The sequence below is a fragment of the Leptospira sp. B5-022 genome, from assembly GCF_000347035.1.
In the GTDB taxonomy this organism is placed as follows: domain Bacteria; phylum Spirochaetota; class Leptospiria; order Leptospirales; family Leptospiraceae; genus Leptospira_B; species Leptospira_B cinconiae.
Map to the genome: position 1 here is coordinate 390866 of NZ_ANIJ01000006.1, position 22724 is coordinate 413589.

21 protein-coding genes are annotated in these 22724 nt (G+C 40.7%); 7 read left to right on the forward strand and 14 right to left on the reverse strand.

Annotated features, from left to right (window positions below; all coding sequences use genetic code 11):
* The gene (locus LEP1GSC192_RS02465) at positions 1-1059 is read right to left on the reverse strand and encodes a glycosyltransferase family 9 protein (RefSeq protein ID WP_085988898.1); all 1059 of its coding nucleotides are present in this window, start codon (positions 1057-1059) and stop codon (positions 1-3) included.
* Positions 1056-1658, reverse strand: a complete 603-nt coding sequence (locus LEP1GSC192_RS02470; RefSeq protein WP_020768221.1) for a DUF4254 domain-containing protein — start codon at positions 1656-1658, stop codon at positions 1056-1058. The genes LEP1GSC192_RS02465 and LEP1GSC192_RS02470 overlap by 4 nt, the downstream gene beginning before the upstream one ends.
* A gap of 128 nt (positions 1659-1786) precedes the next feature.
* On the opposite strand from LEP1GSC192_RS02470, the gene LEP1GSC192_RS02475 reads away from it, so the two are divergent.
* Positions 1787-3541: a patatin-like phospholipase family protein gene (locus tag LEP1GSC192_RS02475; RefSeq protein WP_020768479.1), complete on the forward strand. Its 1755-nt coding sequence runs from the start codon at positions 1787-1789 to the stop codon at positions 3539-3541.
* On the opposite strand, the gene LEP1GSC192_RS02480 is transcribed toward LEP1GSC192_RS02475, so the two are convergent.
* The 5 genes from LEP1GSC192_RS02480 to LEP1GSC192_RS02500 form a co-directional block, all read right to left on the reverse strand.
* Positions 3542-4171 (reverse strand): phosphorylase, encoded by a 630-nt coding sequence (locus LEP1GSC192_RS02480; RefSeq protein ID WP_020768129.1) that lies wholly within the window; start codon positions 4169-4171, stop codon positions 3542-3544.
* Between the two features lie 4 nt (positions 4172-4175).
* Positions 4176-6104, reverse strand: a complete 1929-nt coding sequence (locus tag LEP1GSC192_RS02485) for a long-chain fatty acid--CoA ligase (protein WP_020768197.1) — start codon at positions 6102-6104, stop codon at positions 4176-4178.
* Positions 6105-6110: 6 nt separating this feature from the next.
* Positions 6111-7124 carry an N-acetyl-gamma-glutamyl-phosphate reductase gene (argC, locus tag LEP1GSC192_RS02490; RefSeq protein ID WP_020768267.1) on the reverse strand — a complete coding sequence of 338 codons (1014 nt, stop codon included), beginning with the start codon at positions 7122-7124 and terminating at the stop codon, positions 6111-6113.
* Positions 7125-7247: 123 nt separating this feature from the next.
* The gene (recA, locus tag LEP1GSC192_RS02495) at positions 7248-8336 is read right to left on the reverse strand and encodes a recombinase RecA (protein ID WP_036088836.1); all 1089 of its coding nucleotides are present in this window, start codon (positions 8334-8336) and stop codon (positions 7248-7250) included.
* A gap of 275 nt (positions 8337-8611) precedes the next feature.
* Positions 8612-9451 carry a hypothetical protein gene (locus tag LEP1GSC192_RS02500; RefSeq protein WP_020768079.1) on the reverse strand — a complete coding sequence of 280 codons (840 nt, stop codon included), beginning with the start codon at positions 9449-9451 and terminating at the stop codon, positions 8612-8614.
* A 66-nt stretch (positions 9452-9517) separates the two neighbouring features.
* Here LEP1GSC192_RS02500 and LEP1GSC192_RS02505 point away from each other — a divergent pair, with 66 nt between their 5' ends.
* Genes LEP1GSC192_RS02505 through LEP1GSC192_RS02530 form a run of 6 tightly spaced genes read left to right on the forward strand, consistent with a single transcriptional unit; the run spans position 9518 to position 15183 of the window.
* On the forward strand, positions 9518-9991 hold the full coding sequence (locus LEP1GSC192_RS02505; protein WP_020768166.1) for a hypothetical protein: 474 nt from the start codon (positions 9518-9520) through the stop codon (positions 9989-9991).
* Entirely contained in the window at positions 9991-10410 is a 420-nt protein-coding gene (locus LEP1GSC192_RS02510; RefSeq protein ID WP_020768204.1) for an HIT family protein, read from the forward strand. The genes LEP1GSC192_RS02505 and LEP1GSC192_RS02510 overlap by 1 nt, the downstream gene beginning before the upstream one ends.
* A 51-nt stretch (positions 10411-10461) precedes the next feature.
* Positions 10462-11844 (forward strand): TldD/PmbA family protein, encoded by a 1383-nt coding sequence (locus LEP1GSC192_RS02515; RefSeq protein ID WP_020768194.1) that lies wholly within the window; start codon positions 10462-10464, stop codon positions 11842-11844.
* Entirely contained in the window at positions 11844-13181 is a 1338-nt protein-coding gene (locus LEP1GSC192_RS02520; RefSeq protein WP_020768153.1) for a TldD/PmbA family protein, read from the forward strand. Before LEP1GSC192_RS02515 ends, LEP1GSC192_RS02520 begins: the two co-directional genes overlap by 1 nt.
* Positions 13182-13183: 2 nt before the next feature.
* Positions 13184-13987 carry a MoxR family ATPase gene (locus LEP1GSC192_RS02525; RefSeq protein ID WP_020768455.1) on the forward strand — a complete coding sequence of 268 codons (804 nt, stop codon included), beginning with the start codon at positions 13184-13186 and terminating at the stop codon, positions 13985-13987.
* Between the two features lie 5 nt (positions 13988-13992).
* A complete protein-coding gene (locus LEP1GSC192_RS02530; RefSeq protein WP_020768275.1) occupies positions 13993-15183 on the forward strand; it encodes a hypothetical protein in 1191 nt (396 codons plus the stop codon).
* Positions 15184-15505: 322 nt separating this feature from the next.
* On the opposite strand, the gene LEP1GSC192_RS02535 is transcribed toward LEP1GSC192_RS02530, so the two are convergent.
* From LEP1GSC192_RS02535 to LEP1GSC192_RS02565, 7 genes are all read right to left on the reverse strand, one after another.
* A complete protein-coding gene (locus tag LEP1GSC192_RS02535) occupies positions 15506-16051 on the reverse strand; it encodes a YceI family protein (protein WP_020768064.1) in 546 nt (181 codons plus the stop codon).
* Between the two features lie 232 nt (positions 16052-16283).
* Positions 16284-16469, reverse strand: coding sequence for a hypothetical protein (locus LEP1GSC192_RS02540; RefSeq protein ID WP_020768520.1), 186 nt, complete (start codon positions 16467-16469; stop codon positions 16284-16286).
* 5 nt (positions 16470-16474) lie between these two features.
* Positions 16475-17278, reverse strand: coding sequence for a SprT-like domain-containing protein (locus LEP1GSC192_RS02545; RefSeq protein WP_020768208.1), 804 nt, complete (start codon positions 17276-17278; stop codon positions 16475-16477).
* Positions 17232-19223 (reverse strand): ATP-dependent helicase, encoded by a 1992-nt coding sequence (locus LEP1GSC192_RS02550; RefSeq protein ID WP_020768237.1) that lies wholly within the window; start codon positions 19221-19223, stop codon positions 17232-17234. Before LEP1GSC192_RS02550 ends, LEP1GSC192_RS02545 begins: the two co-directional genes overlap by 47 nt.
* A gap of 6 nt (positions 19224-19229) precedes the next feature.
* Positions 19230-19700: a peptidylprolyl isomerase gene (locus tag LEP1GSC192_RS02555; protein ID WP_020768513.1), complete on the reverse strand. Its 471-nt coding sequence runs from the start codon at positions 19698-19700 to the stop codon at positions 19230-19232.
* 115 nt (positions 19701-19815) lie between these two features.
* Entirely contained in the window at positions 19816-20151 is a 336-nt protein-coding gene (locus LEP1GSC192_RS02560) for a hypothetical protein (protein ID WP_020768422.1), read from the reverse strand.
* Positions 20152-20293: 142 nt separating this feature from the next.
* Positions 20294-22705, reverse strand: coding sequence for a PP2C family protein-serine/threonine phosphatase (locus LEP1GSC192_RS02565; RefSeq protein ID WP_020768209.1), 2412 nt, complete (start codon positions 22703-22705; stop codon positions 20294-20296).
* Positions 22706-22724 lie beyond the last annotated feature (19 nt).

The following is a 22724-nucleotide window of genomic DNA, read 5'->3' on the forward strand; positions in this document are numbered from 1 at the left end:
TCAGAAAAGTGTATTGATATTCTTAATGACGTTGATCCGTTTGATTACGTCTTCCGGAGTAATTCTTTCCATACAGGCAAAATCTTTTCGGTAACATGTCGTATTTCCGTAAATACTACATGGCCTGCAAGGTAGATCTTCTATCTGCAGCACTCCGGTATCTTCCTGACCGAAAGGTGCAAATCCGGAAAGCGGGTGAGTGGTCCCGAATAATGCGATCACGGGGCGTTTGAGAAGCGCTGCGATATGTATATTGGAAGAATCCATTCCGATGATCACATCCATTCTTTCCATAATGCCCAATTCGCCTCGTATTCCCAGTTTACCTCCGGAAACGATCGTCATGGACTGGTCTCCGTTTCTCCATTCTTCCATTTGAACGGCTTCTTGGGAGGAACCGAATAAGAAAATCCGAATATTAGGAAATTCTTCTTTTAGCAGTTTGAGTAGTTCTAAGCTTTTTTCCAACGGCCATTCTTTCAATTTATGGCCTGCAAAAGGTGCGTATCCCACCCAAAGACCTTCTTTTTTGTCTATCTTTCTCGCAAGGAGGAAGTCCTTGGCGTAAATTTTGGATTCAGGGTCTACATTGATCCAAGGACCTTTTCGCACGACCGCAGGAAATCCCGCTTTTTCAAAAACTTTTAGGTATCTGTCCACCGTATGGGGAAGTTTACGCAAAACCTTACGGGTCCTGCGAATTTGGCGCATTTTCTCCCTTCTCCCCTTAATGATCCTAAAAACGGAAACTCCTCTGACCCAAAAGAAAAAACTGATAAAACGGGATCTAACGCTAGAATGTAAGTCCACGATCTTTTCGTACGGACCTAACTTATTCAATTCTTTGAATAAACGATATAAGCCCGAAAGACCTTTGTATTTTTTAAGATTGATCCCGATCACATGAACGTTCGGGATATTATAGAAGAAGGGAGCGTAATTCCCTCTGGTTACTACGGTAAGTTGTATATTCGTATACTTGGCGGCCACGGCGATCAATGCCGGAGCCATCAAGGCGACATCTCCCATCGCTGAGAATCTTAGCACCAAAAGATTCATGCTTGTTTTGTATATAAGGATGGGTTCAGATTTTTGTCGTTATACATTTTCATCTGTCTATACACCTTATAGAATTTATCTCCTTTGGCAAGATCGTCCAACAATTCATCCAAACAATTGGAAAGATCGGCCCTCTGTTCCAGCAAAACATTCAATTTGTTTTGGCAGGTTTGGATATGTTCGGGGCTTACATCCTTTCTTTCCGTTTGTTCTTTCATGTGATAAATTTTAAGTTCCAGGATACTCATCCTATCGATCAACCAAGCCGGGGTTTCCGAGTTCATTCTGGCGTTCGGTTTTTTCTCCACGGACTTGAACATAGCGGAGATCTGATCGTCAATCTGCTCAACTAGGTCGGTTCTTTCCTGGTTCAGAGCGTCGATTCTTCTTTTGAACTGTACGAGGTCCTTATCGGGAAGATCCGGTCTTCTGATCTCGTCCTCCACATGCCATTGAATAGTATCTATCTGGTTTTTTTGGTAAAAAAGGAATTCTAGGGAGGATGGAGGGAAAGGATTAGCAGAAGGAGATTCCTCTTTATGCCAATCCGAGACGGAATTTTTGAATATCTCAACCACTTTGGCCGATTCTAACTTCATCGGAGCTAGAATTTACGCGATAGACCAAAAATCAAGAGGATTTCCTACTGGAAGTCCGTCGGCTAATACCAGAGTTCGATCTAGTTCCGCTTTACAAAATAAATTTCCCAGGTTAGGATTTTGCCCGCATGAAAAAAATAGTTCCTCCGGAAGCGTTGCAATTTTTAGCGTCTATCCCCTTGTTCAAGGGTCTCCCGAGAAAATTACTAGTCTTACTTTATGGTCACATAGAAGAACGAAATATCCATAATCACACTGTCCTTTATTATAAGGGAGAGATCTCCAAGGAACTCTACCTAATCCGACATGGCGAGGTGATGATTACCTTAGGAGAGGCAGGCAAAACGGTTCGATATCTGGGAGAAGGCGACGTATTCGCAGAGAATAGTGTTCTTACAAGGACGGCTCATACAGGTTCGGCAACCGCGATACTGGATACATTATTGTATGTTTTGGATGGTGAATATTTTCTAAAATTAGCCGCTAAAGAAAGAATACTTTCCCAAAACTTAATGAGGCTGATGGGAATGAGAATGAGAGAGGTTATGGAAGATTCTTCCAGCCCCGTCCATACTTCCAGAAGACTTGTATGCCATATCCCTATAGAAGAAGTAGAAGATTTTAAGATCCATTTGGAATCCATAGTCGATAACGGGAGAAAATCCCACGAAGGTCATGTTTCTCTTTTGAGAATGGATACGTTTAAAGGAAAATCGGTTTCCGACATGATCCGAACAATCGCAGGACTTAGAAAAAAGTCTTCCATACTACATCTTTATTTTAAGAACCCGGTGATCCAACCGGAGCTAGATAAGTTAGTACAACAATGCGATCAGATCGTCTTCTGGGAAGAAAAACCGGAAAGAAATCTAAAGCAGAAAAACGAAATCCTCGGTTATTGGGAACCACGCATCCGAAACTTTTCCGGAAGGACTTCTCGTATCATTGTTTCCGAAAACGGATTAAGAAAACATGAAGAATCCGCGAATCAAAAGATATTTTATAAGGGGGAAACATTCGCCAGATATTTGGTGTCTAGGACCCGCGGGCTTGCATTGGGCGGAGGAGGTGCGAGAGCGCTTGCTCATGTAGGTCTTTTGAAAGTTTTGGAGAGAGAGGGGATCCGTTTCGATTTTGTGAGCGGTTCTTCTTTCGGTGCTGTGATCGGAGCGCTTTATGCGAGGGGAGAAAGCACCGACTCCATCTTCAAAATGATCGGGAAGTTTTTCGGCGGAATAGAAAAACCTTTCGATCCTACTATACCGCTTATCTCATTCTTTAAAGGAAAAAGAATGCTTCGAATGTTAAAGGATGCATTCGGAACCCAATTGATAGAAGATCTAAAGATCCCGTTTGCGACCTCCGCAGTGGATCTTCATAGCGGACAAGAATATGTTATGGACCAAGGACCCATTTGGGAAGCGCTTGCTGCTGCAATGAGTTTGCCTGGGATGTTTCCTCCCGTATTCAAAGGAGATCATCTTTTGATAGACGGAGGCGTGATTAATAATGTTCCCGAAAACCTGATCCGAAAAAAAGGAGCCGATGTCATCCTATCCGTGAATGTTTCCCCACTTAGAGACGAGGGCATTGTTCGACTTTTGGAGGATAGAAAAGTAACCGGAAAATCCTTCTTCAAAAATCTTTGGGAAGATATTACGTATCCTCCGATCCTGAAGATCATGGCAAGAGCCATCACACTAGAAGGTAGAGAGATCACTAAATTGAGAAAGGAAAAGATGGATCTTTTTATCAATTTACATATAGAAGAATTCGCTTTTACAGATTTCGGAAAATACAAGGAAATTATAAAGAAGGGGGAATTGGAAACGGAAGCAGCAATCGGGGATATTCGTAAACTATTCTTCCCTTCCGAAAAATAGTCAGAGATAGCTAAGTATCTTTTCCTGGAGCTTATCGGAATGTTTTCTCCAGGAAAGTTTCCATTCTTCGCTTCCTTTTGGGCCAACTTTATTCGTAAGTGCAAATACGGTCCCGAAAGGAATATTAAAAAGATTGCAAACTTTTGCCAGACCGAAAGCTTCCATATTCTCGAAACCTAAACCTTCTACCTTGATCCTCTCCATAGCGCGAGGACTCAAATCTTCCAAAGTAACGGAACCGGTTCCGTTGGTAGCGGATTCTACAAAATCGTTACCATCGAACGGGAATTTTAGGTCGGGGAACTCGTATTTAAAAGTCATACTTTCAGGAAGTCTGATCTTTTTATCAAGGAAGGCGATCTGATAGTTTGCGAATACTTTTGAAATTCCGAATTTACCTTCCCAATCTTTTCGTGGGATCCAGGTATAAACTCCTGCGGATCCTATCCCGAAAATCGCTTTAGGTTTCCAGTTAGAAGGATCCGAGAGATATTTCTGGAGATTAATGGCGGCTTCCAATTCTCCAATGCCTGCCTCGAAGGTGTGGATCCGAGGATCCGATTTTAATTTGTCTATTTCTCCTGCGAAAGCCGCGCAGAAAAGGATGTCCTGGATTTTAAGGTCGCTCATCTGGTTAAAGAAAGATCGTTTTTATCAGATCTGCATAGAGTTCTGCAACCTTATTTCTTTTCACTTTCATGGTTTCGGTCAGTTCTTTTCCTTTTTCGAACTCCTTGTCTAAAAGGCGAAACTCGACTATTTTTTCGAAATTTTTAAATCCGTTCTTTTCGGAGATCGTCTTTTTGATCAGTTCCTTGTAAAACTTAATCACCCTCTGGTCTTTCACGAGTGTCGAATTATCATTCGGCAAAAGGATTCCTTGGTCGGAAAAATGATCCCTGAGTTTAGAAAAATCAGGCACAAGTAAAACCGCCAAAAACTTTTGGTCTTGGCCAAGAACAACTGCAGTCAGGGCCCAACCGGTTTCTAAAATTTTTCCTTCGATAGGTTCCGGTTCCACATTCTCTCCTGACGAAAGAACGATTGTGTCTTTTGCTCTCCCAGCAAATTTTAATTCGCCGGTTTTGGTCCAAACAAATAAGTCACCCGAGTTAAACCATCCATCCGAAAAATTGGATTGGGTCAGTTCCATATTTTTGTAGTAGCCTGCGGTCACATGAGGACCCTTATGCCAAGCGATCCCTTTGTCTCCCGGTGTGGAAACCACTACGTTTTGTTCATTGACTAATTTGATATGTGCACCTGGAAATACGGGTCCAATCGAGCCGGTTTTAGGGATTGGGAAACTTCCTAAGGCTCCCATACCGGTAGTCTCAGTCATCCCATAAGTTTCTATAATCGGAATTCCCATGGAGCGAAAGAAAAATTGGATCTTAGGAGGCATTGCTCCGGCTCCGCAGAATGCGTATCTCAATTGTCCGCCGAATAGGGCTCGGACCGGTGCGAGAACTTTTTGAGCTACAAGATTCAGGGAATAAAAGATAGGAAGAAGGAGGGTAGCAACCAATGTGTCGGTTAACTTCTCTTCTTTATTCTCCTCTTCCGTTTCCGAATAATTACCGGTGATAGTATCCAAAAGAGAATTATAGGTCTCAGCGATCCGAACTGCTTGTTTAAAAATGGTTAGTTTTATAGGAGAGGATTTGGAAACCTTGTCCCAGATCCTCCGGTATAAAGCCTCCCAGACTCTAGGAACTGAAACAAGAACCGTAGGTTTGATGATCTCGAAATCTCTGGTTAGTTGAGAAACATTAGAGCAGGCGAGGGAGGCCCCCCAAGAAAGAAGTGCGGTTTCTAAAATTCTTTCCGCGATATGCCATGGTGGAAGGAACACTACCACTCGATCCGAATAATTTGCAGGCACGAATTGTTGCAGCTGGTCAATCGTCCAGGTAAAAGACCTGTGTTTTAAGACCACACCCTTTGGAACTCCTGTGGTTCCGGAAGTATAGATAATCGTGGCAATATCGTTCTCGCTTAAGGATTCCCCGATTGAATGAAGAAGTGACTTTCCTTTTTTTTCGACCCAGGTTCTTCCCTGAGCGATCGCAGTTTCCAAATCTATAAATTCGATTTTAGGATAGGCTGATTTCAATTTTGGCAATGAAGCAAAATTTTCCTCGGTTTCGATAAGAATTACGGTTTCAAGATGTTTTAATCTGTTTAGGATTTTTCCAAGTTTAACTAAGGTTTGTTCTTTTTCTATGAACGTGATCTTAGATTCGGTATGATCTAGGATGTAAAATATCTCTTCTTCGCTTGCGTCACATCCTCTGGGGACATCCGCGCCGCCGGAACACATTACGGAGAAGGAGCATAATGCCCATTCTGTTCGGTTATCGCAAAATAAGCCTACCTTATCCCCTTTGCCTAGATTTTTTTGTCTGAAAAACCCCGAAAGATTTTCTAGATTCAAAAACCATTCCGAATAAGAGATTCCGGAGAAACTTTTTACTTTTTCATCCCAGATCCATTGGAAGGGTCTATCCTTGTAATGGATGCAAGAGTCTCTGACAAGATGATAGATACTTCTTTTTTCCATTGAGAATTAGGGAAGTAAACCCAGAGCTTCCGGCTCGTTCAACATTAAATTTATATTTTGTAACGCTTGGCTCGCCGCTCCCTTCATTAGGTTGTCTAAGGCCGAAACGATTGTGACATTCTTTCCTCTTTGCCTCAGGCTTATATCCAGGAAATTGGTATGTTGCACTTTTGCGAGATCAATCTCTTCCGGAGTTTTTCTGATCCGGATAAAAGGCTCCGATTTAGAATTTTCCGCAAGAGTCTCTAAAAAAGGCAGATTTTCCGAATTAGCCTCTAGATAGATCGTGGATAGAATTCCTCGATACACAGGAAGTAAATGAGGCACGAATAAAATTTCGGGTTCTAAGAGTCCGGATCCGGTAAAACAATACTCTTGGATTTCCGGTTCATGCTGGTGGGTTAAAATTTTGTAAGCCCTGAAGTTTTCGTATACACCATTGAAGGAAAATCCTCCGTCTTCTACTCTTCCTCCGGCGCCGCTGATCCCCGATTTACAATCAGCGACAATCCTTGGTTTGATCTCTTTTCTAAGCTTACCCAAAAAATACAATGCTAAGATTACGGAAGTGGAGAAACAGCCAGGATTGGAAACGAAGTCCGCACCTTTTAGTCTATCTCTAAATATCTCCGGAATTCCGAAAACCGCTTTGGCAGTGAGAGAAAAACTCGTATGTTTTAACTTATAGTTCGTTTCGAATTTTTCTTGGTTATGAAGCCGGTATACTCCGGAAAGATCGATTACTTTATGGCCTTTGTCCAGGAATTTGGGAGTAAGCTCTAAGGAAGCATCGTTAGGAACTGCAAGAACTACTAGCGAACCTTTCGGAACCTCATCCTCATGTTTTTTAAAAATGAGATCTTTTGGAGCAATTAGATCCGGAAAAACTTCTGAAAGAGATTTGCCTGCAAGTTTATCACTAGTCACATGCACCGCTTTGTATTTTGGATGGCGGGCGAGTAGTCCTAATAATTCTTTTCCCGTAAATCCGCCTGCTCCGATGATGCTGATCTCTGACATGAGTTTTCCTTTTGACTAACGTTTGAAACAATCCTAAAAATCGGGACTAGGCTTGGAATAAAAAAACGCCGGATGAGGTTTCATCCGGCGGTCAATGGTTTCTAAAAAGAAAGCCAGTAGTAATTAGCCTGCTGCTTTTTGGACTTCTTCTGACGGTTGAGCAGGTGGTAATTTTCCGTCAGGTGCTAAAGGAGGTAATCCGTTCAGATCTCTTACCATATTTTCTATTTGGAAGGCGATTTCAGGATTCGATTTTAGATATTCTTTAGCAGCTTCTTTTCCTTGGCCTATCTTTTCCGTATTATAGGAATACCAGGCCCCGGATTTGCTAATAATGTCGTGTTTTACGCCCAAGTCAACGAGAGAACTTTCTCGACTAATTCCGGTGTTAAAGATTATGTCGAATTCCGCCTGACGGAAAGGAGGTGCCATTTTGTTTTTTACAACTTTTACACGTACCCTGTTTCCTGTGGCTTCTTCCTTCTCTTTTAAGGTTTCAATCTTACGAATATCCAAACGGATCGTACTATAAAACTTTAATGCGTTTCCACCGGTGGTAGTTTCAGGAGAACCGAACATAACTCCGATCTTCATACGGATCTGGTTGATGAATACCACAACCGTTTTGGACTTAGAAATGGTTCCGGTCAGTTTACGAAGCGCTTGAGACATAAGTCTTGCTTGCAGACCCATATGGGAATCTCCCATATCGCCTTCGATCTCTGCCTTTGGAACCAATGCTGCAACCGAATCTAGCACCACGATATCGATCGCGTTACTTCGAACTAACGACTCACAGATTTCTAATGCTTCTTCTCCGTTATCCGGTTGAGAAACAAGTAACTCTTCGAGATTCACTCCTAGTTTTTTTGCATAAGCAGGGTCTAGGGCATGTTCTGCGTCTATAAATGCGGCGACGCCGCCTCTTTTTTGGCATTCGGCAATTGCAGAAAGGGTTAGGGTAGTTTTACCGGAAGACTCTGGACCATAGATTTCAACGATCCTTCCTAATGGATATCCACCCACACCTAGGGCGATATCCAAATCTAAGGATCCGGTAGGGATCACAGGGGCAACTATGCTTGCGGATGCGGCTCCTAAACGCATAATAGAGCCCTTACCGAATTGTTTTTCGATTTGGGTCATTGCCTGATCAATTGCTTGGCGTTTGGAATCGTCCAAACCCTGTGCTTCTTCTTTTTGCTTTTTCATGGATTCTTTAGCTCCTTCTCTTGCCAAGACCCGGTTCCCCCTCAGATAAAACTGCGTGTACTTTTTTTATGGGAATCCAATCTTTTCTAATAGGAAGAATACTCTTAGTCCCGGACAAATTCCAGGTCAGATCTAAAAAACCTTCCGATTCCCTGGGAAAAGTTTCCGTTAAAATCTCTCTTATGTCACCCAAAAAATTCGGTCAGGCGTGAAAAAAATACAAATATATGTATAGCAAATGGAGTTGTAGTGAAATTAGCCCGAAAAATCTAGGCTTAATCGGACAAAAATCCCTTCTCGCTCTTCTCCTTATCGGTCAAAAACGTGATTTCCGCCTTATGGCTTCTTCTCGTTTGCTCTAAAAGGAATTTCCAGAACCTTCTGGCATATAATATAAATATAATAAAAGAAGCCAATACTAGGAGTATTTTAGAGAGAAGTAATATATAGAATGCTGAAAGATTATGATTGGGGAAATAGAAGAGTTCCGTTTTGTTTTCGGAAAAGTTTTTTACATTTCCACCGCGTTTTTTGTCTTCTTCGAAATATGTATGCATCTCTCCGATATCCAAATCCTTGATGGGAAAATCAGGGATCGTTTTGTATAATAAAAGTGCCCCCGATTCGGAATAGAGTAGAAAGCTTCCTTGTAGTTTTAATTCTCCCCATTTAGGTAAAGGGCGATAGGGTAAACTTCGGAAAATATATCTAATTGAGACCTGGCCTGTCTCGAATTCATAATAAGAATCCGGGAAATTTCCCTTATCGTAAAATAGGGTCTCCCATTCTTTTCCAGGGAATCGGATTTGAACTCCTTCGAATCTGTCTAGGCTTTCTAGATCTTTTTTTAGTTTTTCCAATCCAAGTTTTTGTTTTTTGTCCGGTTTTAGATCGGTTTTGAGAAACAAATCCAAACTTTGCTCGGAGTCTTTTTTCAATTCGGCAATATATTCGGCACTTAGATTGCGAATGATCCTTTCTTCGGCTAAAATTGGATGTCCGGCCCATATTAAGAATGAATTCCAAAACTCATCCGTGGATTTTTCGGAAGCACTAAGGCTTAAGGGATAGGGAAGAAAGAAAAGCAAAAAGAAGAATCGGAAAACCTTTGACATGGATGGCTTTTATCCTGTAATACTCAAACCATAATCGAAAACCCTGAGCTGAAAAGCTTTAAAAATATGAGCCTCCAAGAACTACACAAAATCCAAACCACTAAATCTTCCTGGCAGGATTTTGTGGAATACAGCATTCATACTCCGTTTTATACCGAAACAAAGGCGAAAACCCAATCCTTAGTAGAGGCGATTCAACTCACATTATTCCATGATTATCTTTCCACTTTTTCTCCGGAGGAAAGATCCGAATTTCTTTCTTCTCCGAATGCGCTCCAAGCATCTGCTGAAAAATTCGTGAATATTTTAGAAGGTGTGCGTTATTCCCAAGATGGATACAATCAAAAGGAAAGGTCCATGTTTTTGGGAATGTTAAAGTCCTTATTGAAAGAATATAAGGTGGATGAGAATGGGGAAAGAAAGGATTTGGAAAGATATCATTTCTATCGTTGTATCATTCGTTTTTGTTCGGATAAGGATTATATCCTTAGAGTGTACGAAAAATACAAATCTTATCTTTCTCAAGGCAGTGGGGTATAATGGCCCATAGGACATTGGTCGTTTCTCCGGATTGTCCTATTTGTTCCGTATTGCGTGGGACAAAGATCCCAGGTTTCATTCACCAAAATTCTTCCTTTATCATCCGACATGCTCCTGAAGATAAAAAAATCCCGGGCTATCTATACATCGAACCGATTTCCCATAGAGAAAAATATTCGGACTGGGACTCTAAAGAGTTCCAGGACTTAGGAGAAACATTTTCTTTTGCGACCGATTGGATCCAAAAGAAATATTCTCCTCCCAAAATTTATACCGTCTTGATCGCGGAAAAAGTGGCACATATGCATTTTCATCTTGTTCCGAGATATGAAGATATCAAAGGACCGGAGTATATCCGATTAGCGTTGGAAGGTTTGGCTTCGGCTCCGGTCGGGATACCATTCCCTACATTCGAATGAGCCTTTTTCCTTCCGTCATTATCAAAAAATTTCTGTCTAAAGTAAAAGGTTATGAATCAATCCAATATAGAAACTCTGATCGACGCCGGTAAAAAAAGAAAAGCGGACTTTGTCGAAATTTATGAAGAAGAATCCAGAAATTCTTCCATAGCACTCAGAGACCAAAAAATAGAACAATCACTTGCCGCAACCGATTATGGGATCGGGATCCGATTGGTGTACGGAACAGACGTATTATATGCATATACAAGCAATGACGACCAACAACATTTACTTTCTTTAATACACTTGCTCGCGGATTCTCGCGGAGAAGTAACCGATGGCTCGGGAGTATTTACACTTCCGGGAGATATTTCCAAATATTCTTTTTCTAAGAATATTCATGATCCAAGAAAGGTTCCTCCTTTCAGAAGGTTGGAACTTCTACAAACTGCGGATTCAGTCGCAAGAAAAGTTTCCTCTAAGATCATACAAGTAGGGGTGAGCGCTTCCGATATAGTTACGAATGTTCTGATTGCTAACTCGGAAGGGCTTTGGGTAGAAGACCTAAGAGTCAGAAGTAGATTTTTTCTCTCTGTCACGGCCGAAAATAAGGGAGAAAGATTCGTAGCAAGCGAATCTCCGGGGGCTCTTAAGGGATTCGAATTTTTCGAAGGATTACCTGTAGAAGATCTAGCTAGGAAAGCGGGAGAAAGAGCTCTCTTTATGTTGGATGCCGGTTATATAGAAGGTAAAAAAATGCCTGTTGTAATGGGCAACGGTTTTGGTGGAGTAATCTTCCACGAAGCATGCGGTCATCCTTTGGAGACGGAAGCAATACGGAAAAAATCTTCTCCCTTCGTTGGAAAACTGGGAGAACAAATCGCAGGATCCTGTCTGACTGCGTATGACGATGGTACGTTAGAAGAACAGTATGGTTCCTTGAAAGTAGACGACGAGGGAATGCCTACACAAAAAACACTTCTGATCGAAAACGGAATTTTAAAGGCTTATCTAGCAGATAAGATCGGATCCATGGAAACAGGTTCACCAAGAACCGCAAGCGGTAGAAGAGAATCATACCAGTATGCACCTGTTTCCAGAATGAGAAACACGTATATCGAAGCAGGAAATGATTCCTTGGAGGAAATGTTTGCCTCCGTGGATTTCGGACTTTATGCAAAAAGAATGGGCGGAGGTTCCGTAAACCCGGCCACAGGAGAATTCAATTTTGCGGTGGAAGAAGGTTATGTGATCCGAAAAGGAAAGATCTCCGAGCCTGTAAGAGGAGCCACCCTGATCGGAAAAGGTCATGAAATTCTTCCTAAAATTTCCATGGTAGGAAAAGACTTGGAATTGGCCGCGGGGACCTGTGGTGCTTCTTCCGGATCAATTCCTGTTACCGTTGGACAACCTTCACTCAAAGTGGATGAGATCCTAGTGGGGGGAAGATAATGGATTTGGAACAAGCAGCCGGATTCGTATTGGAGGAAGGAAAAAGATACGGAATCGATTCCTTCGATCTGATTGCCACAGACTCGGAAGATATCGGGATCGAAGTTTTCAAAGGAAGGATTGTTTCCACGGAAACCTCTCGCTCTCGAGGAGTAGGTATTCGGGTTCTCAATAATTCTCGCCCGGGATATTCTTACAGTGAACGTTTTAGTAAAGAAGCTCTTTCCCGGATGATAAGAGATGCCATGGACCAGACAGAGATCACGGATCCTCTGGACATGGAATTGCCGGGACCAAAACCTTTGGCGGAAGTGGATCTAAAACATTATAATTCCGAATTAGAAAAATTGGATTTTTCCTGGATGAGAGAATTAGGCCAGGCTTTGGACCATGCCTCTTGGGAGTCCGATAAAAGAGTGGAGAATGTTCCGCATGTAGGTGTCGGAAAAAGTTCCACCCAAAGTTTGATTGCAAATTCGAACGGTGTATTCGTTAAAAAAGAATCGAATGTGGCCTATTGTGGGACCGGGCTTGTAGTTGCGGAAGGTGATATCAAGAAGATGGGAAGTTATTATCGCTCCGGCAGAGATATTTCTAAGTTCGATCCATCGTTTATCGCAAAGGAAGCAGCAAATAGAGGGACTGAACTCTTAGGGGCAAAACCTCTTTCCAGTGGTGTGTATACTATCCTTTTAGGAAATCGTATCAGTCCCCAGATATTCGGGATGTTCTCCTCTCCTTATTTTGCGGACGCGGTCCAAAAAGGTTCCTCTCGTTTGGTCGGAAAACTGGGTAGCGAAGTTGCTTCTCCTATATTAAGTCTTTATTGTGAAGCTCATACTCCCGATTATCCGGGTTCCCGTTTGGTGGATGCGGAAGGAATTCCTACCTCGGCTCGCACCAAAGTTTTGGAAAACGGGATACTCAAGTCCTATCTGTATAATCTAGAATCCGCCAAAAAGGACAATGTGTCTCCTACGGGTCATGGTGTTCGTTCTTATTCAGGAAGAGCAGGCACTTCTTTTTCCAATATGATCGTTCCTTTGGGAAATAAGACAAGGGAAGAATTATTAGCATCCGATTCTCATTGTATTTTAGTGACTAAGTTGGAAGGTGGAGCAGGTTGCAGCGCGGTTTCCGGAGAAATTTCCATCGGGATCCAAGGGATCTATTATAAAAACGGAAAGCCGGAACATGCAGTGGACCGTATCACGATGAATACGAATTATTTCGATTTACTTCATAAGATCCAAGGGATATCAAACGAATATTCTGACAGTTACTCTTCTATCAAGATCCCTGATATTTTGATCTCGGAAATTCACATAGCAGGTTAATCATGTCGGAAGAAAGAAATAAACCCGAAACATACTTACTTTCCAGAGAATTAGAGGAAGCGGTCCAAGTTGCCGAGATCACAGCAAGACCCCTATTATTAAAAGGGGAACCCGGAACTGGAAAATCCCTTTTAGCGGATTATCTTTCGTTCAAAACCAAAAAAAAATTATATTCTTGGCATGTAAAATCCACCTCGCTTGCCAAAGAAGGTTTATATTTTTATGATGCCGTTTCTCGGTTGAACGATTCCAGATTTACGGAAGACAAGGAGAAGGTCCGCAATATCGAAAATTATATCCGATTGGGGGCCTTAGGCGAGGCATTTTCCGCGAACGAACCTTCCGTAGTATTAATCGATGAGATAGATAAGGCGGATATAGAATTCCCGAACGATCTACTTTTAGAATTGGACAGAATGGAGTTTGTAATCCAAGAAACGGGTCGTAAGATCAAAGCGGTCCATAGACCTTTAACGCTCATCACTTCCAATAATGAAAAAGAACTTCCGGCGGCATTCTTGCGAAGATGTATCTTTCATTATATCGATTTTCCGGAACCTGCTTTTATGGCGGATATTGTATCGTCTCATTTTCCGAAGATCGAATCCTCCCTTTTGAAAAGGGCGCTCGAATCCTTCTATGTGATCCGAACCATGGATGATATGAAAAAAAAGCCTGGCACAAGCGAACTACTGGATTGGATCCAAATTCTAATTCACATGGGTGCAAAACCTCCGGAAGACGGAAGGATACCTTATATAGGCGCTCTTGTAAAGAATGAAGAGGATCTGAAATTGTTCAGATAAATGTTTTGTTTTTCCCGTTTTTCTACAGACTGAAATCTTCAGGAGTCCCGATCTCAACTGTGGAACTCCTGGATTTTCTCAAAGCGACTGAGGCACTTACCCGAAACAAAACATTTCTCTCTTTAAACGAATTCTATAGAGTTTCCAGACTTTGTCTCGTAAAAGACGTTAAATACTACGACGCGTTCGATCTTGTATTCACCGAACTCTTCGGAGAAAGAGGAGTTCTAAAAGAATCTTTCCGTAAGGAAATGATGGATTGGCTATCTAATATATTCGAAAATCCGAATAAACTTCCACCAGGCATGGTCTCTCCGGAAGAACTCTGGAAAGAGTTTTTGGATAGGCTCCGGAACCAAAAAGGGGAACATCATGGCGGAAATAAATGGATCGGCACAGGAGGAAGTTCTCCTTTCGGTCATTCCGGTGTAAACCCTGGCGGGGTCCGCATTGGCGGAGAAGGTGGGGGTAAATCCGCGATTTTCCAGGCGATGGAAAGAAAATACAAGGACTACAGAACGGACGAGCAGTTGGATGTTCGACAGATCAAGATCGCACTTAAAAAACTCCGGAATTTAAGGAAGGAAGGAATTCCTGAATTTCATCTCCCTAAAACCGTGGATGCTACCTGTAAGAATGCGGGAGATCCAGAACTTGTATTCGATCGTACTAGAAAAAACGGGATCAAAGTACTACTTTTAATGGATACAGGCGGGAGTATGACTCCTTATGCGGAACGAGTGAGTAAACTTTTTTCGGCAGCCCACCAAATGAATCATTTTAAGGAATTCGGACATTATTATTTTCATAATTCCGTTTACGATTCCGTGTATCCGAAGGGAGATTTGAGATATCCGATTCCTCTGAAAAATCTTTTTAAAAAACATAAGGATGATACAAAGCTCATCATAGTGGGAGATGCATACATGGCTCCCTACGAACTCTTGGATCCGGCTTACGGCTTTTATCATTCCAGATTTAGACAAGAAACCAGACTTCCTGAACATCCCGAATCGGGACTAGACAGTTTTAAAAGGATAAAATCGCATTTTAGCAACACGATCTGGATGAATCCCGAGCCGAAACGATACTGGGATGCACCAACAATTTATGAACTGAAAAAAATTTTCCCCATGTTCTTTCTAAGCGTAGACGGACTAGAAGAAGGGATCCGAGAACTTCTCGGAAAAAGATAATTAAAGTTTTGAATAGTCGCTATGCTCCTGTAGCCCGACTCGGTTATTTATAATGAGTCTATTTTTTAAAGTCGGACTATAGTCGCTTTGCTCCTGAAGCCCAACATCGGTTATTATTAATGAGTCTATTTTTTAAAGTCGGACTATAGTCGCTATGCTCCTGTAGCCCGACATCTGTTATTATTAATGAGTCTATCTTTAAGGTCGGACTATAGTCGCTTTGCTCCTGAAGCCCAACATCGGTTATTATTAATGAGTCTATCTTTAAGGTCGGACTATAGTCGCTTTGCTCCTGAAGTCCGACATCTATTACTTTTAATGATCAAGGTCGGACTTTAAACTTATATTCAATAGTAACCTCGTCCTTTGCGGTTGCAAATAATAGACTGGGTCTTTCCACATCAAAATCGCTCATCAAGACCTGGAATGTTCCGGAAAAAATCATCTCTTGCCCTTCTTTTTGAATTGTTGCCGCTGATTTAACGGTTTTGGTTTTTCCTTTGACGGTCAAGTTTCCGGTGATCGTCCATTCGTTTTCTTTCGCAGTGATAGAGGTGCTTGTAAAACTAATATTTGTGATAGTCGGATATCCTAAAGATTCGATAATATGCTCGTCACGGTCCGAGTCTCCGGATTTGATCTCCTTTAGCGGTATCTCGATTTTTATAAGTTTAGGGATTTGTAAACCACTAGGCCCTTGGGTCAAAGTTGTAGGACGTATCGTAGTCCCCGAACATTTTCCATAAACGGTTTTAAACGGATGGATTGCTATAAAATTGATCTGGGATTCCTGTAGTTTTAATTCTTCCGAAAACATGGAAGAAACACTTAAGAAAAATAAAACTAAAAAAAGAAATAGATTAGGCATGTAGATTGCTCCTAAAAATAAACCTGCGATAGAAATATGAAAATCCGCAATATTCTACCCGAGTCTTAAGGCAGATTTCAGAAAAGAAAATCATTAATTTGAAAGAAAAATATAAAGGAATGAATCACTTATATTGAGGAATAAAAAAAGATCCAAAAGAAGGTCGTTTGTTCCCGGATTTTAAGAATGCGGATCTTTCCTATCGTTCTTCGCAAAACTTAGGCGCTTCGAACTATCTTTTACTTTGGACTTTTTTTAATACTTCCGTTACAGCCTGCGTATATCCGTCAAAAACTCCCTTATCATAGTCGGAAAGGGACTTGTATGTTAACCCTGAAAATTCTTTTAGAAGTTTGGAAAGTTCTTCTTCTATTACGTTTTTGCGAATATATACAGTTTCGAAATGGTTCGGATGCATAAAGATTATCCGTAAAATTCTGATTTAAGCCTAAAGCCGATCTCTTTCTGGTATTTCATTAGAAACTTGGGATATTCTGTTTTCAACCAATTTATTGCCTCTCTGTATCTAACGTATTCTTTTTCCTTACGTTTAAATTCGGGACTATGAATGGAGTTCTGCCCGTTTTTGATCCGAGTGGGGAGAATATGATGTAGGATTTCGTGATGTACTACATGCTCCAGAACAAAGATCGGGACTTCCTTATGGTCCAGAATGGGACTGATCCTTATATTCATATTTCGTTTTTCGTAACTACCCAGTCTCCTTTTGCCTAAACGATCCGCCCAGCCTATTGAAAGCAGCTTTGTATCCATTTTAGGAAAGTAAGAAGAAGAAATTTCCTCTAAAATTATCTTAAGATCGTAAACAACTCCGTTTTCCCTCAACTTTTTGAATTTTCCAGGTCCGGATTCGGGGATTGAATTTAAGAAATCCGCAACTTCTTCCTTCCAGATCTGTTTTGGTTTGAGTCCCAATAATTTGGAAATGAGTAAATGTACAAAAGAGAAAATCGTTTTTTCTCCTGCATCCATTAAGGAAGTATGAAATTTGGCGTTTAAGATCCCATTACGATAGGATACAGAGTGATTTCCGTTTTTGTACGGATAAAATTTAAGTTCCACGGATCGGATATTGCTGTCTTTGAAACGTCTGGACCTTACTTTCAAAGAATCCCAACTGGAAATCAAAAGTTCATCCCAGTTCCTGTCGGGAATAAGATTAGGAACCGAAAAACTCTCTAATTCTTTTTCTGGCATCGGAATCATTTGGTTTTTGGTCGTTTTTAGAGGAAGAAGGGCCGCTCGTTTCCTCTTTTTTACTAATAAAACTTTTATCTAATACGTTCTCAGGTTCCTTGATCTCTTCTATAAATCTGGAAACCCGATTGAAATATTGTGAATTTTTCTGTTGAGAGACCTGAGGGTAGGTGAGGACTAATTTTTTCTTGGCTCTGGTTATCCCCACGTAAAATAATCTTCTTTCTTCCTCTAAGTTTTTTTCTCCTCGTCCGGAAGGAAAGGAACCTTCGGAGACATTTAATAATACGACCGTATCGAATTCTAATCCTTTGGAAGAATGGACTGTGGATAATACCAATCGTTCGTCCTCTTCTTCCGGAGAAATTTTATCCAGACTTCGACTAGGACCTTCTAAACTTATATCCACCAAAAACTCGTGGAGAGTCTCATATTTTTGAGAAAGAGTTAAAAATGCATTCAGGTCTTCTAATCTTCTTTTGAAATCATCATATTTTTTTTCGAGTAAAGGAGAATAATAATCTATGAATTTCCCTAAGAGTTTTTTTAGATCTTTTTCGGGTTCATTGATTAAATTGTATAATTCTTTTAGATATGATGCATTGGAGCCTTTCGATTCGGAAACGATCCGGTCCAAATTTCCACCCGATTTTTCCAGGTCCGTCAGAATGGATCTGGCTTTTGCGGCGCCGATCCCGGGCAAAAGAAGTAAAACTCTTAGCCAAGATACCGAATCCGTCTTATTCTCCCTAATTTTTAGAAGAGAAAGATAATCCTTTGCATGTGCGCTTTCTACGAACTTCTTCCCGCCGAATTTTAAGAACGGGATATTTCTTTGAGATAAGACTAACTCCAATTGGTTCGAATTCCACCCGGATCTAAAAAGAACCGCCATGTCTTTTAGCGGGATCCCATCTTCTCTTCTTTCCAAAATGAGATCGGCAATTCCTTCCGCTTCATCCAATTCGTCCGAAAAACCGACTAGCATGGGCTTTTGAAAGTCTTCGTTTTTGGTATAAAGATATTTCTCGTATTTTTCCCTAAAATTAGACAACACCACGTTTGCCAGATTTAAAATGGATGGGGTGCTTCTATAATTTCTTTCCAGATAAATCGTTTTGGTCTTTGGGAATAGTTTCGGAAAATTGAATATTCCGTTAACATCCGCTCCCCGAAAAGAGTATACACTTTGTGCATCGTCTCCTACTACCAAAATGTTTTCGTGATCCAACGCGAGTAGGCAAGCGATATGGGCTTGGATCTGGTTCGTATCTTGGAACTCATCCACCATAATGTATTTGTATTGTTCCGAAACTTTTTTGCGAACCGTTTCGTTTTTATTCAACAGGTCCCTTGTGTAGATTAAAAGATCATCATAATCTAATAAGGATCTTTGTTTTTTATAGGTTGAGAACTCCTGGAAAATTTTGCGAATAGCGGATTCTTGGTCTAAAAATTTAGGATATTCCGCTTCTAATAGTTCTTCCAAAACTTTTCCGCGATTGATAATGGCAGAATGGAGTGAGATTAAAGTATCGTTCGATGGGAATCTGGACCTCTGTTTTGTATATTCTCCTTCAGTTCTCAAAAGTTGGAAAATATCAGAAACATCCGACTCATCCAGAACGGAAAACTGAGAGGAAAATCCAAGCACAGGCGCATATTTTCTGAGGATATGACTTCCGAAAGAATGGAAGGTTCCCCCGTGAACTCTAGCACAACGTTTGTCTAAGAGAGAAACCGCTCTGGAGAGCATTTCTTTTGCCGCTTTTCGAGTGAATGTGAGAAGTAAGATATTTTCGGCTGGAATGCCGGATTCGACCAATTGGGAGAGTCTGTGAACGATCGTTTTTGTTTTACCCGTTCCGGCTCCGGCTATTACTAAAACCGGGCCGTTAAGGGTCTCGATAGCTTCCTTTTGTTTTTCGTTAAGTGACTCTAAGGAGGCAGCCATCGAAGATCAGTGGTGGTGATGTCCCCCCTCACCATGAACGTGTCCATGACTCACTTCCTCGTCGGTTGCAGTCCTGATATTAATGATCTGAACATCAAAGATCAGATCCACGCCGGCTAAAGGATGGTTTCCATCCACAATCACCGATTCTCCCTTGATATCTGTAATCGTATAAACCGTATCCGGTTCGTCGGTTTGGAACATCATTCCAATACTCAATTCTTCGCCTTCCGGGAATTGACTTTTCGGTACGTCGAAAACTAATTCCGGATTTTTTTGCCCGTAAGCATTATCAGCGGAAACAGAAATTACTTTTTTGTCTCCTGCATTCATACTTTTGATTTCATCTTCTAAGCCGGAAATGATCTGTCCGGTTCCTTCCAGATAAGAAAGAGGATGGCTTCCTTGGGAAGAATCGATCTCGTTTCCTTCTTTATCTGTTAATTTATAGTGAAAAGTCACTACTCTTGGGTTCATTTATTGCTCCAACCGGGGTTAAGCCCTTGACGGGTAAGGGAGGAAAGTTCCGGCACGTGATTTAAGTTAGTATATTCTTGGAAGATCCCAGGACAATCAGATTTTTGAGGATCGGTTAAAAGTCGTAGGAAATTTCGACTCCGAAATTCTCCACATCCTTAATAAACTGTTCTACACGATTTGCTAAAAAGAACCACGAATCCCGGTGAACGATATCACTTAGAAAATTCAAAAATCGATTGGTATTCCTAAGAGCAAATTCCCTGTCCTGAGTATAATTTAGAAGAACTGTATATGCCAAAGACTTTAGTACTTTATCATTTGCAGCTAATTCGAAATACCCAGGAATATCAGGCTCGAATAAACTAAGCCTGGTTTTGGCATTGCCTTCCGTTACATATAGATTATAATCTGATGAGTTTGGAACTCTGTCGGCTGAGTATACTTTCATTTTAGGCAACTCCTCGTCCAAAACCAGAGGAAAACTTGGTTTCCATTTATAAACATACCCACAAAAAGTCAACGGGAAAGAATAGTTTTGGCATTTCTTCGCCACAAACAAATCGGATGTTTCGTAACATTTAGAGAATGTTTTACGAAACCTTTCTGGAATTATCTGTTGGACGGAACATTCTTTGCACGTCCAATCCGTAGCTCTCCAGTAAGTCCAAAATTATAACATCCGAAATCCCTAGTCGAAAATAAATTTTTGCTAATAGTACAAGATTCTGATGGTTTTCAGGATCTCTATATAAAAGCTTTTCGGAATATGTTTTAGCTTTCTCCAATTTTCCCGTTTTCCAAAACGCCCAAGCCGTTATATAAGCCAGATCGGTATCGGTAGGATCGTCTATACTTAGTTCGGCGAATAAACCACAAGCGATTTTCTTGTCTCCTTTTTTCCATAAAAGGATCCCTTTTTGGAGTTTTTTCCTCTTGGAAGTCTCTTTCCATATATCTCTGGATTTTTTATTAGGATCTTCTTTTCTAATAATACGGACTAAACTTAGATCATCCATATAATCACCGTACACATTCATTTTGGTCTTTAAAAGGGAAAGATCCGCTTTTGTTTTTGATACTTCCAATAAGAACGGTTCTGAAAAAGAACGTATTTCTTTTGTTCCTGTTTTTAGTCTCAGATCTTCTCTTCCATCTGAGCCGAAAATGAGAGAATCGTTCTCCTTTAAAGAAATACAATATACTTTTGGGATCTCTTTTACGAATGGGATCCCCATTTTGTAAGAGGTCTCTTTTTCTATACATCCTGAAATATTGTTCCTTAGAAGAATGGAAGGCGGATGTTGGGCGTTCAGAAAGAAGATACACGAATTTTCCGAATCTAAAAGGGCCAGGATACCGGTTGCAAATAGGTTTCCATCAAAAATTTGAAATAACCCGTGGATCTTTTCATATAAGGAGACGATCCAAGTTTCAGGAGTATAATATCCGGATGATGAGGCCTCGATATGAGATTTAAACATGGAGTAGGCGAGTAGTGCGCCCGTTGCTCCTTGTAGCGATTTTCCCATAGCATCTGCATTTAGAATAGCTAAGAATGTTCTCGTTCCAATTCGGATCTCTTCTAGACACACTATGTCCCCGCCAATTTCTCCCGGTTTAGATTTGAATTCGAATGTTTTGAATTGAGAGATCAAGGTTTCGATTTTAAAGTCTCCAAAGATCTCGATCTTACTTTTAAAACAAGATTGTAGGATACTACTCATTAGGAAATAATCCCCGTCTTGTTTTTCCTTCAAGCTACTCACATAAGTAAGGCTTTCGAGTAATTCTTTTGTTTTTACTTTCACTTCTTCCTGTAATTTTACGTTCCAACTTTGAAGTTCCTTTTTCATTTCCACAAATCTACTGGAAATCCGAAAAGAGCAGAATAATAAAAATCCCAGAATAGAATATTCCGAACTTCTGGGAAATGTGATCCAGGCCCGAGCGGAAGCAATATCCAAAAGAATAGAAATGACTAAAATACAGACGGCTCCCCAAAATCCGGCACCATCTTGATGTACGGATCTTGCTCTTAAGTTTTTAAAAATGATCCAGATGTATAGGATCCAAGAGGGTTGGAGGAGGGAACGATTTAGTTGGTCTAATTCCAATGGACTGGAGCAATATCCGAATAAAAAGGATAAAAATACACTCCATAAAGCCAATGGAAATTCGAATGGATAATGGCGACCCCGGCAAAAGTCAGAAAAGAAGAACGTAAAAAAAGGAAATAAAAAGCTTAAAGAAATATATTCCACTTTTTTACAAACGAGAAAGTCCCAATCTAATTCGTATTTCCATTCCGACCCGAAAAAGGAAAACTGAAAGAAAAGGATCAGAAATATCCCGAAGTTGAAATGGGTTCCTAGTTTTTTTTCCTGTATGGAGAGAAATACCAAATAGATCCCGAGTATTAGAAATGTAGAGATGAGAATTAGATAGTAGATCTGAAATGTATAATGTTTCCGGAGGACCACCTTTAGATTTCCAATATTTGGGACTACTTCTAAAATTCCGAGTTCGTTCTCAAAATATTCCGAAACTAAAATTTCTAGTCTGTTTTCCGTTTTAGCTTGGTGGATCTTGTAAATTTTCTTCTTATCATAACTAAAATTAAACTGCTTGTTTTCCTCGCTTCTTTCGGTAAGAAGGACTCCATTCCAAAAAACTTTTGTACCTTCGGAAGTTTTTCCAAGAAGTAGAGCGATATCGCAGCTAGGAATTTCTGAGAAATGGATCGTTTTGGAAATGTGAAGAACGGAATATCCTAAACCGGAAAAATTACCGGGCAAAAAAAAGGTACCGATCTTCTTGCCGGAAAGATCTGCAACTTGCCAACCGGATTCCAAAAAAACGGAAGATTTACAGGGATCCGTTCCTTTATTTGATGGGAATAGACTTGAATGGATCCATTCTCCGTATTCCAAAGAATGAAATAATAGGTTTGTTCCGATACTGATCAGAACGGAAAATACGCAGATGCCTATTTTTGATTTCATACCTGCCTCCAAGAAGACC